A 15,051-nucleotide genomic window follows, 5' to 3' on the forward strand; every position below is an offset into this window, starting at 1 on the left:
CCTTCACCCACCTCACGTGGATGAAGGTTCCCTTCATCAAGAACCTATGCCAGGGCGGCCAGGGCCGTGTGGACCATGACGCGGACGCCCACGAGCAGGGCGCGCTCGTCCAGGTCGAACGTCGGCTGGTGCAGGTCGCGCTGCTTCTCCTGGCCGTTCCACACGCCGAGGCGCGCGAACGAGCCCGGCACGTGCTCCAGGTACCAGCCGAAGTCCTCGCCGCCGGACGACTGCTCCGTGCCGGCCAGGGCGTCGTCGCCCAGGGCGGCCTCGATGCCGGCGCGCAGGATCTGGGTGGACTCGCGCTCGTTCACCACCGGGGGCACGCCGCGGCGGTGGTGCAGGTCGAAGCCGACACCAGTGGGCGCCAAGAGCCCGGTGACCAGGTCCTTGACCAGCGGCTCGAGCTCGGCCCAGATGTCGCGGTCGCCGGTGCGCAGCGTGCCGCGCAGCAGACCGTCCTGCGGGACGGCGTTGGGCGCCTCGCCCGCGTGGACGGCGCCCCACACGAGGACGGTGCCGGAACGCGGGTCGACGCGGCGGGACAGCATCGTCGGCAGGCCGGTGATGACCGTGCCCAGCGCGTGCACCAGGTCCGCGGTGAGGTGCGGACGCGAGGTGTGGCCGCCCGGCGAGTTCAGTCGCAGCTCCAGCAGGTCCGACGCCGACGTGATGGCGCCGATGCGGGTGCCGATGCGGCCGACCTGCAGGCGTGGGTCGCAGTGCAGACCGAAAATCCGCTCCACGCCGTCGAGTCCGCCCGCGGCCAGCACGTCCAGCGCGCCACCCGGCATGACCTCCTCGGCCGGCTGGAACACCAGACGGACGCGGCCGGGCAGCTCGGTGGCCGAGGAGAGCGCGAGAGCCGTGCCGAGCAACACCGTCGTGTGGGCGTCGTGACCGCACGCGTGCGACACACCGTCCACAGTGGACGCGAACGGCAGGCCGGTGTTCTCCGGCAGCGGCAGGGCGTCCATGTCCGCGCGGAGAGCCACGCAGCGTGGGCCGTTGCCGATGTCGCAGATCAGGCCGGTGCCGCCGGGGAGGATGCGCGGCTTGAGGCCGACCTCGCGCAGCAGCTTCGCCACCAGTTCGGTGGTGTTGTACTCGCGCCGGGACAGCTCGGGGTTGGCGTGAATGTGGCGGCGCCAGGCGACGACGTCGGAGGCATGCGCCTTCAACCAGTCGTCCAGCCACGCGGGACCGCGGCCTTCTCCGAGATCATCCACAGGAGACATGCTCACCCCGGTGGGGTCGACGAGCATCTCGGTGGACGTATTCACAGTTGAGGAGCCCGAGGGACGGGAGTCCAGAACCGTCATGCCGCACCTCCGCGGGCCAGCAGCCGTGCGCGCTGCTGGGAATCGGTGGCTGTCGCGATCGTCGTCCAGGCCATGGCAAGTGCTCCATCGAGCAATGCACGGTCCGCCGACGCCGAGGCACAGGCGGTCGCGAACTCTTGTTGGTGGTTCACCGCGTCTCCGCAGTCGATGGCAATGGTCGGGTGGATTGCGGGCAACACTCTGGTGACGTTGCCCATGTCGGTGCTCCCGATCTTCTCTCGCTGTTCCTGCTCGGGCGAGAGCGGACGTCGTCCCAGGTCAGTGGCCGCGCGCCGGTAGGCGTCCGCGAGCCACGGGTCGGGAGTCAGCTCGGCGTAGATCGGTGAGACCTGCTCGACCTCATGGGTGCAGCCGGTCGCGAGCGCGCCGGCCGAGAAGCAGTCCCGAATTCGGTTCTCCAGGCGCTGCAACGATTCCAGGTTTTCCGCCCTCACATCGAACATCGCCGATGCGCGGGCGGGTATTACGTTCGGCACGGTGCCGCCGTTGGTGACGATGCCCGTGACCATCTGGCCGGGCTCGAGGTGCTGCCGCAGCAGGCTGATCGAGATCTGCGCGACGGTCACCGCGTCCGCGGCGTTGATGCCCAGGTGCGGGGCGGCGGCCGCGTGTGACGGCTTGCCCTTGTAGTGCACCTGGAGATCGGTGATGGCCAGCGACTTCGCCGCACACGACTCGTACGGCGCCGGGTGCACCATCATCGAGAACGAGACGTCGTCGAACACGCCCCGCTCGAGCATGAGCACCTTGCCGCCGCCGACCTCTTCCGCTGGAGTTCCGATCACCCTCACGGTGATACCCAGCTGGTCGGCGATGTCACGCAGTGCGAGCGCCGTACCGACGGAAGCAGCCGCGATGACGTTGTGCCCGCACGCGTGCCCGACCTCGGGCAGCGCGTCGTATTCGGCACAAAGTCCCAGCACGAGCTCGCCGTCGCCGTAGGTCGCGACGAACGCGGTGTCGAGGCCGGCCACGTCGCGGTCGATCTTGAAACCCTCGCGGGCCAGCAGGGAGGTGATCTTCTCGACGCTGCGGTGCTCCTCGAAGGCCAGCTCAGGCTCGGCGTGGATCGAGTGCGACAGGTCCAGCAGCGCGTCGGAGTACCGCTCGACGGTCGAGCGTGTGCTGATCTTCAAGTCGGTACTCATTTGCTCACCATCCTGCATCACCGCCTGTGAGACGCAGGGCGCTGATGATGATCAACCGGCTGGCCGGTCGCAGCGCTGCGCCAAGCGGCGAGCGAGTTTCGGTCTGACCGATCAACGATGACGCAAATGGTCGAGAAGCACGCTTAATTTTGACTATTACGTTCCATCATGTGGGACGCAACGTCTCACCCCGAACGACCAGCGGTCAGCCCTTCTTGGCTGCTCGCGCTTTGCGCCATGCCGCCCACCGGCGCTTGTTGCGGTAGTAGACAAGCACGAACAGGCCCAGCGCGATGGCGCCGATCCACAGCTTGCGCTTGGTCTCCTGGCGGATTTCAGGCGACGGTTCCTGCGGCGCGTTGACAGCCGGACCCGGATTCACTGTCGTCTGCTGCGCAGCCGCCACAGGCGCGTTCGCCGCCTCTTGCGCGGACGCCACACCGGCGATCCCGACGACGCTCATCAGCGCGAACACGCAGGCCAGCAGCAACCTCGACATGGCCTGAACTCTACCTCGAATACCACGATCGAAGGTCACCCAAACTAGTTACTCGCCTACCGAGAGTCCGATTGGAACGCCTTCAAAATCTGCTCCGCGGCCAGCGTCGCGGTCAGCTCTCCCGACCTGACCTTCTCCTCCAGCGAGGGGGCGAGGGAACGCACGGCGGCGCTCTCGCGCACCTGCCGCCACAGTTCGTCGTGGACCATCATCCAGGTCCACTCGACCTGCTGGCGCCGCCGGCGTTCGTCGAGCTCGCCGGCGTCCCTCAAGGTGGACTGGTGTTCCAGCACGCGGGACCACAGCTCGTCGAGCCCGACACCGGTGAGTCCGGAACACGTCAGCACCGGCGGGTGCCACAACGCGTCGGGCGGCCGCAGCAGTTTGAGGGCTCCCGCCAGTTCTCTTGCTGCCTTGCGGGCATCGAGTTCGTGCTCGCCGTCGGCCTTGTTGACCGCGATGACGTCCGCGAGCTCCAGGATGCCCTTCTTGATGCCCTGCAACTGGTCGCCGGTGCGTGCGAGCGTCAGGAACAGCGAGCAGTCCGTCATGTTCGCGACGGCCACTTCCGACTGCCCCACGCCGACCGTCTCGACCAGCACGACGTCGAAGCCGGCGGCCTCGACCAGCACGATCGTCTCGCGGGTGGCCTGCGCGACGCCGCCGAGCGTGCCGGACGTCGGTGAAGGCCGGATGAACGCCTGCTCGTCGACCGACAGCCTGTTCATCCGCGTCTTGTCACCCAGAATGCTGCCGCCGGTGCGGGTGGACGACGGGTCGACGGCGAGCACCGCGACCCGGTGGCCCTGCTCGGTGAGCATGGTGCCCAGGGCATCGATGAACGTCGACTTGCCGACGCCGGGGACACCGGTGATGCCGACCCTGATCGCGTTGCCGGACTTGGGCAACAGCTCGACCAGCAGCTCCTGCGCCTTCGCGCGGTGGTCCGCGCGCTTGGACTCGACCAGGGTGATCGCTCGCGCGAGCACACCGCGCTTGCCTTCCAGGACTCCCCTGGCGAGCTGGTCGACGTCGATCACCCTAGCCATGGTGGCCGAGCTGCCCTGCGAGTTTCACCAGAAGGTCCTTGGCGGCGTCCGCGATCACGGTGCCGGGCGGGAAGATCGCCGCCGCGCCCGCCGCGTACAGCTCGTCGAAGTCCTGCGGCGGGATCACGCCACCGACGACGATCATGATGTCCGCGCGGTCGAGCTCGGCGAGCTCCTGGCGCAACGCCGGGACGAGCGTGAGGTGGCCCGCCGCGAGCGAGGACACGCCGACGATGTGCACGTCGGCCTCGACCGCTTGGCGCGCAACCTCTTCCGGCGTCTGGAACAGCGGGCCGACGTCGACGTCGAAGCCGAGGTCCGCGAACGCCGTCGCGATCACCTTCTGGCCGCGGTCGTGGCCGTCCTGCCCCATCTTGGCGACCAGGATGCGCGGCCGGCGGCCCTCTTCCTCCGCGAACGCCTCGACGACCTCGCGGCAGGCGTCCACGTTGGACACTTGGCCGACCTCCTGGCGGTAGACACCCGTGATGGTGCGGATCTGGGCGGAATGCCTGCCCCAGACCTTGCCCAGCGACTCCGAGATCTCTCCGACCGTCGCCTTGGCGCGTGCGGCGTTGATCGCCAGCTCCAGCAGGTTGCCGTGGCCGGTCGCGGCGTTCGTGAGGGCTTCGAGCGCACTGTCCACAGCGGACTGGTCGCGCTCTTCCCTGAGACGGCGGAGCTTCTCGAGCTGCTGCGCCCGCACGCCCGCGTTGTCGACCTTGAGGACCTCGATCTGCTCGTCGCTGGTCACCAGGTACTTGTTGACGCCGATGACGGGCTGGCGTCCGGAGTCGATGCGGGCTTGGGTGCGGGCGGCCGCTTCCTCGATGCGCAGTTTGGGAATGCCCTCGTCGATCGCGCGGGCCATGCCGCCCGCCTTCTCGACCTCGGTGATGTGCTCCCAGGCCTTCCGCGCGAGCTCGTTCGTGAGCCGCTCGACGTACGCGCTGCCGCCCCACGGGTCGATCACGCGCGTGGTGCCGGACTCCTGCTGCAGGAGGAGCTGCGTGTTGCGGGCGATGCGCGCGGAGAAGTCGGTCGGCAGTGCAAGCGCCTCGTCGAGTGCGTTGGTGTGCAACGACTGCGTGTGGCCCTGCGTGGCCGCCATCGCCTCGACGCACGTGCGCGCGACGTTGTTGAACACGTCCTGCGCGGTGAGGCTCCAGCCGCTCGTCTGGCAGTGGGTCCTCAGAGACAGGGATTTGGGGGACTTGGGTTCGAAGTTGTTCACGAGTTTCGCCCAGAGCAGGCGCGCGGCCCGCATCTTGGCGATCTCCATGAAGTAGTTCATGCCGATGGCCCAGAAGAAGCTGAGCCGCGGCGCGAACTTGTCGACGTCCAGCCCGGCTTCCTTACCGGCCCGGATGTACTCGACGCCGTCCGCGAGCGTGTAGGCCAGCTCCAGGTCGGCCGTCGCCCCGGCCTCCTGCATGTGGTAGCCGGAGATCGAGATGGAGTTGAACTTCGGCATGTGGCTGCTGGTGAAGCTGAAGATGTCGGAGATGATCCGCATCGACGGCTGCGGCGGGTAGATGTAGGTGTTGCGGACCATGAACTCCTTGAGGATGTCGTTCTGGATCGTCCCCGTGAGCTGCTCCGGCTTCACCCCCTGCTCCTCCGCCGCCACCACGAACAGCGCCAGGATCGGCAGCACCGCGCCGTTCATCGTCATCGACACGGACATCTTGTCGAGCGGGATGCCGTCGAACAGCGTGCGCATGTCGTAGATCGAGTCGATCGCCACGCCGGCCATGCCGACGTCACCGGCGACGCGCGGGTGGTCCGAGTCGTAACCGCGGTGCGTCGCCAGGTCGAACGCTACTGAGAGCCCCTTCTGCCCGGCCGCGAGGTTGCGGCGGTAGAAGGCGTTCGACTCCTCGGCCGTCGAGAAGCCCGCGTACTGGCGGACGGTCCACGGCTGGTTGACGTACATCGTCGGGTACGGGCCGCGGAGGAACGGCGCGACACCGGGGTAGGTCTGCAGGAAGTCGAGGCCGTCGGTGTCCTGCGCGGTGTAGACCGGCTTGACCGCGATGCCCTCCGGTGTCTCCCAGGCGGGCAGGTCGGTCTCGTACTTGGCCGACGGGAGGGGGCCGAGGTCGATGTCCGCGAAGTTGGGGATCATCGCTCCACTCCCAGGAAGTCGTAGGTGTCGTTCAGGATTTCCAGCGCCGGGCAGCCCGTGTAGACGAAGCCGTCCACGTCTGCGTCGCTCTTCTTGCCTGCCAGGAGTACCCGTTCGGCGCCGGCTTCTCGCAGGGCTTCGACCGTGGCGGCGGCCTGGTCGGCGTAGCTGGTGTCGGAGCCGCAGAGGACCGCGATTCGCGCTTTTGAAGCCTTGAACTGCTCGGCCACGTCTTCTGGGGTCTTCGTCGGGCCCGCGGCCGGAGTCGCGAAGCCGCCGGCGTTGAAGAGGTTGGCGGCGAAGGTGGCACGGGCCGTGTGAGCGGCTACCGGGCCGAGGGTGGCGAGGAAGACCCGGGGGCGTTCGGGCTGGGCGTCGGCGAGGTCGCGCAGCTCTTCGAAGGCCTGGGCGTACCGAACTCTCGGCAGCTCGCCTTCCGGTGTCACGAACGGCTCGCGGACGACGGGCTTCTCAGCCAGGTTCGGGAACTCGCTGACACCGGTGATCGGGTCGCTCCGGTCCGCGAGCCGAGCCGAGCGCTTGGCCCAGGTTTCGGCAATGCGGTCGGCGACCAGCTGTTTCGCGTCGGGCAGGCCGCCCGTCCGTTCGATCTCCTGGAACCACGACCAGGCGTGGGCAGCCAGCTCGTCCGTCAGCTTCTCGACGTACCAGGAGCCGGCCGCCGGGTCGATCACCTCGCCGAGGTGCGACTCCTCCAGCAGCAGGTTCTGCGTGTTGCGCGCGATCCGCCGGGCGAACTCGTCCGGCAGCCCGATCGCCGCGTCGAACGGCTGCACCGTCACCGAGTCGGCACCACCGAGACCGGCGGCCAGCGTCGCCACCGTGGTGCGCAGCATGTTCACCCACGGGTCGCGGCGGGTCATCATCGCGGACGAAGTCACCGCGTGCTGCACCTGCGGCACGTCCACCCCGGACACCTCGGCCACCCGCGCCCACAACCGCCGCGCGGCACGGAGCTTCGCGATCGTCATGAACTGGTCGGCGGTCGCGGCGTAGCGGAACTCCAGCTGCGCGAAAGCCTGCTCGACGCTCAGTCCGGCCTCGGTCAGCGCGCGCAGGTAGGAGACGGCCAGAGCGAGCGCCGCGCCCAGTTCTTCCGAGTCCGAGCCACCGGCGTCGTGGAACGGCAGTGCGTCCACCACGACGGTGCGCAGCAGGGGGAACTGTTCGTTCGCCTGCTTGATCACGTCGAGAGCGTCACCGAAAGGGGTGAGGGCCAGGTTGCCGCGCACCTCGGAGGCGAGCAGCGGCGCCTGGTCGTAGATCCGCAGCATCGCCCGCGCGGCCTCGACGTCGCCGTCCAGCACGATCGGCGCGAGGTCGAGGTAGACGCCGTCGAGCAGCCGCTCCAACGACGAGGCCGGCACCGCGAGCCACAGCGACGTGACGCCGCCCTCCAGGTCGTTCATCAGCGCGACCGGATCGGGCACGGTGTGGCGCTGGCGGACGTCCCAGCCCTGCTTGACGGGCGCCAGCGCATACGGAGGCAGCGCGTCGTCGAGCGTGTAGAGCGGCTGCAGCGAGATGCCGTCGTAAGTCTTCGTGACCAGCGACTCGAACGAAGCGCCGGTCTTGCTGAGGACGGCGTCGACCATCGCGCGCCACTGTTCCCGCGACGCCGCGGGGAACTCGTTCGGGCGGAATTCGGCGGGCAAGGCCAACTCCATCATGCGTTGCAGTGTTACCGACCGGTACCGACACGGCTATGTGAGGTTCACCGCCGTTAACGATGCAGTCAGTGTGTCAGGAAGAATGACGGTGTGGAGAACGGTGACCAGGAGCGCTTGATCGCGGCTAGGTACCGGCTGCTGCACCTGCTGGGTCAAGGGTCGATGGGCACCGTCTGGGCTGCTCACGACGAGGTGCTGCGCAGGCAGGTCGCCGTCAAGGGGATCCTGCGGCCGCCGGGGATGCCCGACGTCGCGGCCGATGAGCTGCGAGAACGGACCATGCGCGAGGCGCGGGCCGTCGCCGCGCTCTCGCACCCGAACCTCGTGACGCTCTACGACGTCGTCCAGCACGACGGCGACCCGTACGTGGTGATGGAACTGGTGCCGTCGCGCAGCCTGAACGAGGTGCTGCAGGAGCAGGGCTGCCTCACCGAGAAGCAGGGCGCGGCCGTGCTGGACGCGATCGCGGCGGCGCTGGCGTCGGCGCATCGGGCCGGCATCACGCACCGGGACGTGAAGCCCGGCAACGTGCTGATCGCCGACGACGGGCGGGTGAAGCTCACGGACTTCGGCATCGCGCGCAACGTCGCCGAGGCCACCATGACCGCGCGCGGCATCACGCTCGGCACGCCCGCGTACATCGCGCCCGAGGTCGCGCAGGGCGGTGACGTCTCGGCGGCCGCGGACAGGTGGTCGCTCGGCGCCACGATGTGGGCCGCGATGGCCGGTGAGCCGCCGTACGTGGGCAAGAACGTCATGCAGACGATCCAAGCCGTGATCAACGGCGACGTGCCGGTGCCCGCGGGTGCCGGGCGGCTCTCGCCGGTCATCAGCGGGTTGATGCGGAAGGACCCGTCGGAGCGGTTGTCGCTGGTCGACGTGCGCAGGCAGGTCTACCCGCTGCTGCCGGAGCCGGGCACCGACGCGTTCGAGGTGCGCGAGGCCGTGCAGACGCCGATCATCGTGCGACCCAAGCCGAAGATCGAGCCGGACGCGCCGCTGGCCGACGACCCCGGCCCGTTGCCGTTCATGATCACCGAGCCGTTCAGGCCTCAGCGGCGGCGCGGACGGATCGCCACCACGTTCATCCTGGTCGCGGCGCTGTTGCTGTTCGTGGCGGGTTCGGGGGGCGGGTTCGCGCTGACGCGGCTGGCGGCGGGGGCTGCGCTGCTGCCGCCGACCGGGCAGACGATGCAGGTGCTGCCGACCCTGCCCACGTCCGCGACACTGCAGCCGCGCACCGAGCTGGCCCTCACGGCGATCGGCGACCAGGGCGCGAAGTTCCGGCTGAGCGTCGATCCCAGCTGGTCGACCTACGCCGAACAGCGCGCGGCCGACAAGCTGATGCCGGCGTCCGCGGTGGTGCACTTCGTCTCCGGCACCGGTGCGTACCAGGCCACGGTGCAGCGGTTCCCCGAGTTCTACCCGAAGCGCAGGATCAGCACGTACACGGCCAGCGTGCAGGCTCAGTGGCCGGGCCGGTTCTTCGGTGGCGAGCAGGTGCGCACGCCGAACCTCGCCGGACACCAGGACGAGGACAGCGTCCAGTTCGTCTACCGGACGGTGGAGGGTGACGATCCCGAGGCGCTGAGGCGGTCGCACTTCTCCCGCGTGCTGCCGTTCGGCAACGACCTGTGGGTGGTCGAAGTGGTGGTGCCCACAGAGCAGGAGGCGCAGGCCCGCGCGCAGCTCTTCGACGCGATCGCCTCCACGTTCGCCCCGGTTTAACATCACGCGGTGACTCCAGAAGAGCTGGCCGGCAAGGCCGCGGAAGAGATCCAGAGCCGCACCGGCGTGGCGAAGCACGACATCGCGATCGTGCTCGGCTCCGGCTGGCGGCCCGCCGCCGACGTGATCGGCGAGCCGACCTCCGAAATCCCCGTCGGTGAGCTGGAAGGCTTCGAGGCGCCGACCGCGCTCGGCCACGGCGGCACCATCCGTTCCGTCGAGGTGGGTGGCAAGAAGGTCCTCGTCGTCCTCGGCCGCACCCACGGCTACGAGGGCAAGGGTGTGCAGAAGGTCGTCCACGGCGTGCGCACGGCCGCGGCCGCCGGCGTGTCGACGATCGTGCTCACCAACGCTGCCGGTGGCCTGCGCCAGGGCATGTCGGTCGGGCAGCCGGTGCTGATCTCCGACCACCTCAACCTGACCTCGCTGTCGCCGCTGGTCGGCGCCCGGTTCGTGGACCTGACGGACCTGTACTCGCCGCGACTGCGCAAGCTCGCGCAGGAGATCGACCCTTCGCTGGAAGAGGGCGTGTACGCAGGTCTGCCCGGCCCGCACTTCGAGACGCCCGCCGAGATCCGGATGCTGCGCACGATGGGCGCGGACCTGGTCGGCATGTCGACCGTGCACGAGGCCATCGCCGCACGTGCCGAGGGTGTCGAGGTGTTCGGGCTGTCGCTGGTCACGAACCTCGCGGCGGGCATCACCGGTGAGCCGCTGAACCACCAGGAGGTGCTGGACGCCGGTGCCGCCGCCGCTCAGCGCATGGGCACGCTGCTGCGCGAGCTGGTGGACCGCGCATGAGCCTGACGCCGGCACTGCGTGACGCGACGTTCCGGTGGATCGCTGACGACCCCTCCGACGCGACTCGAACCGAGCTGCAGGGCGTTCTGGCACGCGCGATGGGCGGCTCCGGCGAGGCGTTGGAGGACCTCCAAGACCGCATGGCCGGGCCGCTGACGTTCGGCACCGCCGGGCTGCGCGGGCCGGTTCGTGCCGGCACCAACGGCATGAACGTGGCCACGGTGGTCCGCACGACGGCTGGTCTGGCGTCGTGGCTCGGGACTTCCGGGCTGGTGTTCGTCGGACGCGACGCCCGGCACGGGTCGGAGGAGTTCGCGACCGCCGCCGCCGAGGTGATGGCGGCCGCGGGCTTCGACGTGCGGGTGCTGCCAGGGCCGTTGCCCACGCCGGTGCTCGCGTTCCTGGTCCGGAACCACGGTGCGGTGGCCGGGATTCAGATCACCGCGTCGCACAACCCGCCCGCGGACAACGGGTACAAGCTCTACCTGTCCGGTGGGTCGCAGATCGTGCCGCCGTCGGACGGCGAGATCGAGAAGGCGATCGAGGCTGTTCCTGCCGCGGTTTCCGTGCCTCGTGCGTCGTCGTACTCGACAGTTTCCGAGGCCGAGATCGACGCGTACCTGGAGCGGGTGGCCTCGCTGCCGCGCCAGAACGCGCGGGCGTTGAAGATCGCGCTGACGCCGATGCACGGCGTGGGTGGCGCATTCGCCGTGGAAGCGTTGCGGCGCGCGGGTTTCACCGACGTGCACGTGGTGCGGTCGCAGGCGGTCCCCGACCCGGACTTCCCGACCGTGGTGTTCCCGAACCCGGAGGAGCCTGGCGCGTCCGACGAGCTGCTTTCCCTTGCGGCGTCGGTGGACGCGGACCTGGCGATCGCGCTCGACCCCGATGCCGACAGGTGTGCTCTGGGTGTGCGGGACGGAGACAAGTGGCGGATGTTGCGCGGCGACGAGACGGGCGTGCTGCTCGGGTCGCTCGTGCTGTCGACGACCGAGTCCGCGGATCCTTTGGTGGCAACGACGATCGTGTCCTCGTCCTTGCTGAAGTCGATCGCCGCGGCGCACGGTGCTCGTTACGCGGAGACGCTGACGGGCTTCAAGTGGCTGGCGCGGGCCGGTGAAGGCCTGGTGTTCGCCTACGAGGAAGCACTCGGCAACTGCGTCGATCCTGCTCACGTGGCAGACAAGGACGGCATTTCGGCTGCGGTGGTGGCCGCGGATCTGGCTGCCGGCCTCAAGGCGTCGGGGCGCACGCTGCTGGACGCGCTGGACCAGCTCGCGTTGGACCACGGCCTGCACCTGACCGACCAGGTTTCCCTGCGCTACACCGATTTGTCGCTGATCGGCGCGACGATGGCGCGGCTGCGCGCGGAACCCCCTGCGGATTTCTCGTCGGAGGACCTGCTGCCCAGTGCGGACGTGCTGCGCTGGACCGCGGACGGCGTGCGCGTGATCGTGCGACCGTCCGGCACGGAGCCGAAGCTCAAGGCGTACCTGGAAGTCGTCGAGCCGGTCACGGACGGACTGGAGTCCGCCCGTGCCGCTGGCAAGGCTCGATTGGCTGAACTACGGGAACGAGTGACTGCACTCGTCAGCTAGCTGGGAAAGCGATCGCCCACGCGAGCGCGAGCACCGCGAGGACGAATCCCCCGCCGGCCACGAGGTAAGCCCTTCTGGTCGGCGGGGCGATCGCGTTGCGACGCCCCTCGGTGACCGCCGCGACGGCGATCCGCCCGAAGATGTACGCGATCGTGCAAAGCCCCACGCCGAGTCCGAACAACATCGTGTTGATGTCCCACGGGCTGTGGTCGAACCCCGGCCACACCGACGCGAAGAGGGGCCCGAACCCGATCATCCCGATGCCGATCGCAAGGCCGAAACCCCAGGTGATGCGACGCTGACGAGGACTGGTGGTCATAAGGGCGGTGGTCTTCATGGTCCCTCCTGTGTACACCCACTAGGACGTCTGTCGGGTCGCGGGGTTCCGTTTGTGAAGCAACAAGAACGCCTGCGGTCCCCCTTCGTCCACACCCTTCTGACGTATCAGCCGTGCCTGTTCGTTGAAGCCGGCTTCGATCGCGTTGCCCGCGGTCTCGTCGACGTCGTGCCAGTGGACGTAGAGGTCCACGTCGTGGCCGTACGCGTGGGCGAGGTGCCGTTTCTGGTTGCCTGCCTTGAAAGCATGCAACAGGTACCCGCCTGGCCGCAGCACGCGGTGGAATTCGTTCCACGGCACGGCTTCCGCGGGCATGTGGACCGTGGAGTACCAGACGACGGCGCCGCCGAGGCTGTCGTCCGCCAGGTCGAGCCCGGTGATGTCGCCCTGGGTGAAGATGAGGTGCGGGTACAGGGTTCTCGCCTGTTTCGAGCATGCCGTCGGAGAGGTCGATGCCTGACACGCCCAGCCCGAGTCCGTGCAGGTGCTGGGTGATGCGGCCGGTGCCGCAGCCGAGGTCCGCGACCGGGCCCTCGACCAGCTCGGCGAACGCTCGCATGATCGCGGCGTCGAGGGGGCGGCCGTCGTGCGCGTCCGGGATGAGCTGGGCGTAGCTCGCGGCAACAATGTCGTAGGAGGCGCGGGTCATGGTCATCTATGTTGCCGCGCATGGAGTACACGCGGCGTGACCTGGCACTCGCCTACCTCAACGCGCACGAGATGCCCGAGAGCGTCCCCTCCCCGCCGGAGTCGCTCGCCGCGCGGCTGAAGACCTACCACCAGGAACTGCTGCGCGGGCTGAGACACCTCTTCGACTTCAGCCTGCAGGACGAGCCGGCCCTCCAGTTCTTCCTGCGCAGCGTCGCGCGCTCGTACCGCACCAACACGTACCCGCTCTCCGGGTTGCTGGAAGGCGGCCTGCTCTTCCAGCGCGTCGAGGGCACCGGCACGCTGGAGATCTGCGCCGAACTGCGGGAGACCCACGAACAGACCCAGGAGCGGCACGTCGACCTGGCCGAGATGATTCTGGCGCTGGCCAAGCCGGACAACGGCGAGGTCGTCACCAGCGAACAGCTCAACGCGATCGGAGTGGACGACGTGGAGCCGACCGACCCCGACTTCGAGTGGTACTAAAGGCGGTCATGAGGCTGTTGATCGTCCACCACACGCCGTCACCCGCCCTGCAGGCCATGTTCGAGGCGGTCGTCGCGGGTGCGACCACGCCCGAGATCGAGGGCGTCGAGGTCGTGCGCCGAGCCGCGTTGTCCACAACCGCTGTGGATGTGTTGGAGGCGGACGGCTACCTGCTGGGCACGCCCGCCAACCTCGGCTACATGAGCGGCGCGTTGAAGCACTTCTTCGACACCGTCTACTACCCGTGCCTGGACTCCACACAGGGCAGGCCGTTCGGGTTGTACGTGCACGGCAACAACGACACGACGGGTGCGGTGCGCAGCGTGGAGACGGCCACGACCGGGTTGGGCTGGGAGAAGGTGGCGCAGCACGTGGTCGTCACGGGCGAACCCGAGAAGGCCGACCTGGAAGCCTGCTGGGAGCTCGGCGCCACCGTCGCGGCCCAGTTGTCCACATAAAACCAGGGTTGTCCACAGCCTCTTGTCCCCAACCTGTGGACAACCCTGGGGATACTTTCGAACGTATGTTCTAGCGACCCACGGAGCTCATGTCCGGGTAGCGATCACCGGCGACGGCCGAGGCGGGCACAGCGGCCTCGATCGCGGCCAGGTCGTCCGCGGACAGCTCCAGCGAAGCCGCCGCCACGTTCTCCTCCAGGTACTTGATCCGCTTGGTACCCGGAATCGGCACGACGTCGTCGCCCCGGTGCTGGACCCACGCCAACGCCAGCTGACCAGCGGTCACACCCCGGTCGGAAGCCAACGCGCGCAGCTCCTCCACCATCTTCAGGTTCGTGTCGAGGTTCGAACCCGAGAACCGCGGCTGAGCCACCCCGCGGAAGTCGCCGGCACCGAAATCGGCAGCAGAGGTGAAGCGGCCGGTCAGCACACCACGGCCCAGAGGCGAGTACGGCACGAGGCCGATGCCCAGCTCGCGTGCGGTTGGCACGATCTCGGCCTCGATGTCCCGCGACCACAGCGACCACTCGCTCTGCAAAGCGGTGATCGGGTGCACCGCGTGTGCCCGGCGAAGGGTGTCGGCGCCGGCCTCCGACAGGCCCAGGAACCGCACCTTGCCCTCGGTCACCAGCTCGGCCATCGCGCCGACGGTCTCCTCGATCGGCGTGTCGGCCGGCACGCGGTGCAGGTAGTAGAGGTCGATCACGTCGGTCCCGAGCCTGCGCAGAGACCCCTCGACCGACGAGCGCACGTAGTCGCGGTCGCCCCGGATCGAACGTCCGCCCTCTTCGCGCACGATGCCGAACTTCGTGGCCAGCACGACGTCCGAACGACGGCCCGCGATCGCGCGGCCCACCAGCTCCTCGTTCACGTACGGGCCGTACATGTCGGCCGTGTCGAGCAGCGTCACACCGAGCTCCAGCGCCCGGTGGATCACCGAGATCGACTCCGACTCGTCGCCGGCGCCGTAGAACTCCGACATTCCCATGCAGCCGAGCCCCTGCGGCCCGACCTCGAGCTCCCCGAGCTTCACACGCTTTTCCGTCATGACGACAACGCTAGGACCTGGAGCGCGCTCTAGCTCAAGTACCGAAACCTGGGACCCGGGTCACGTTCCGGCCGTCGCCCGTGATCGTC

13 protein-coding genes and 1 pseudogene are annotated in these 15,051 nt (G+C 68.8%); 5 read left to right on the plus strand and 9 right to left on the minus strand.

All coding sequences use genetic code 11. From position 1 onward, the window contains the following. Nucleotides 1–44: 44 nt before the first annotated feature. The 6 genes from UK23_RS31815 to UK23_RS31840 all read right to left on the minus strand — a co-directional run bounded on the left by UK23_RS31815 (nt 45) and on the right by UK23_RS31840 (nt 7,858). Complete coding sequence (locus UK23_RS31815) at nt 45–1,322, minus strand: M20 family metallopeptidase (protein WP_045315399.1); 1,278 nt, start codon at nt 1,320–1,322, stop codon at nt 45–47. After that, the gene (locus UK23_RS31820; RefSeq protein ID WP_052685242.1) at nt 1,319–2,491 is read right to left on the minus strand and encodes a M20 family metallopeptidase; all 1,173 of its coding nucleotides are present in this window, start codon (nt 2,489–2,491) and stop codon (nt 1,319–1,321) included. Before UK23_RS31820 ends, UK23_RS31815 begins: the two co-directional genes overlap by 4 nt. 205 nt (nt 2,492–2,696) lie before the next feature. Then, on the minus strand, nt 2,697–2,990 hold the full coding sequence (locus UK23_RS31825; RefSeq protein ID WP_045315400.1) for a hypothetical protein: 294 nt from the start codon (nt 2,988–2,990) through the stop codon (nt 2,697–2,699). Nucleotides 2,991–3,046: 56 nt separating this feature from the next. Continuing rightward, entirely contained in the window at nt 3,047–4,039 is a 993-nt protein-coding gene (gene meaB, locus UK23_RS31830; protein WP_045315401.1) for a methylmalonyl Co-A mutase-associated GTPase MeaB, read from the minus strand. Then, complete coding sequence (gene scpA, locus UK23_RS31835; RefSeq protein WP_045315402.1) at nt 4,032–6,167, minus strand: methylmalonyl-CoA mutase; 2,136 nt, start codon at nt 6,165–6,167, stop codon at nt 4,032–4,034. The genes meaB and scpA overlap by 8 nt, the downstream gene beginning before the upstream one ends. Next, on the minus strand, nt 6,164–7,858 hold the full coding sequence (locus tag UK23_RS31840; RefSeq protein WP_045315403.1) for a methylmalonyl-CoA mutase family protein: 1,695 nt from the start codon (nt 7,856–7,858) through the stop codon (nt 6,164–6,166). The genes scpA and UK23_RS31840 overlap by 4 nt, the downstream gene beginning before the upstream one ends. A gap of 90 nt (nt 7,859–7,948) precedes the next feature. Between UK23_RS31840 and UK23_RS31845 the strand changes: the two genes are divergently transcribed. Genes UK23_RS31845 through UK23_RS31855 form a run of 3 tightly spaced genes read left to right on the plus strand, consistent with a single transcriptional unit; the run spans nt 7,949 to nt 11,985 of the window. Further along, complete coding sequence (locus UK23_RS31845) at nt 7,949–9,586, plus strand: serine/threonine-protein kinase (protein ID WP_052685243.1); 1,638 nt, start codon at nt 7,949–7,951, stop codon at nt 9,584–9,586. Nucleotides 9,587–9,595: 9 nt separating this feature from the next. After that, on the plus strand, nt 9,596–10,387 hold the full coding sequence (locus UK23_RS31850) for a purine-nucleoside phosphorylase (RefSeq protein WP_045315404.1): 792 nt from the start codon (nt 9,596–9,598) through the stop codon (nt 10,385–10,387). Further along, nucleotides 10,384–11,985: a phospho-sugar mutase gene (locus UK23_RS31855; RefSeq protein ID WP_045315405.1), complete on the plus strand. Its 1,602-nt coding sequence runs from the start codon at nt 10,384–10,386 to the stop codon at nt 11,983–11,985. The genes UK23_RS31850 and UK23_RS31855 overlap by 4 nt, the downstream gene beginning before the upstream one ends. On the opposite strand, the gene UK23_RS31860 is transcribed toward UK23_RS31855, so the two are convergent. Both UK23_RS31860 and UK23_RS31865 read right to left on the minus strand, forming a co-directional pair. Then, nucleotides 11,978–12,322, minus strand: coding sequence for a hypothetical protein (locus UK23_RS31860; RefSeq protein ID WP_231114773.1), 345 nt, complete (start codon nt 12,320–12,322; stop codon nt 11,978–11,980). The genes UK23_RS31855 and UK23_RS31860 overlap by 8 nt on opposite strands. A gap of 21 nt (nt 12,323–12,343) precedes the next feature. Continuing rightward, nucleotides 12,344–12,977 (minus strand): annotated as a pseudogene (locus UK23_RS31865) (class I SAM-dependent methyltransferase). Nucleotides 12,978–12,991: 14 nt separating this feature from the next. Between UK23_RS31865 and UK23_RS31870 the strand changes: the two are divergent. Together UK23_RS31870 and UK23_RS31875 are read left to right on the plus strand one after the other, a co-directional pair. Beyond that, nucleotides 12,992–13,456, plus strand: coding sequence for a hypothetical protein (locus tag UK23_RS31870; protein ID WP_156213523.1), 465 nt, complete (start codon nt 12,992–12,994; stop codon nt 13,454–13,456). Between the two features lie 8 nt (nt 13,457–13,464). Beyond that, nucleotides 13,465–13,914: a flavodoxin family protein gene (locus tag UK23_RS31875; RefSeq protein ID WP_045315407.1), complete on the plus strand. Its 450-nt coding sequence runs from the start codon at nt 13,465–13,467 to the stop codon at nt 13,912–13,914. Between the two features lie 70 nt (nt 13,915–13,984). Here the strand turns inward: UK23_RS31875 and UK23_RS31880 are convergent, their stop codons facing one another. Further along, on the minus strand, nt 13,985–14,962 hold the full coding sequence (locus UK23_RS31880) for an aldo/keto reductase (protein WP_045315408.1): 978 nt from the start codon (nt 14,960–14,962) through the stop codon (nt 13,985–13,987). Nucleotides 14,963–15,051: the final 89 nt, after the last annotated feature.

Source organism: Lentzea aerocolonigenes, from assembly GCF_000955955.1.
Taxonomy (GTDB): Bacteria; Actinomycetota; Actinomycetes; order Mycobacteriales; family Pseudonocardiaceae; genus Lentzea; species Lentzea aerocolonigenes_A.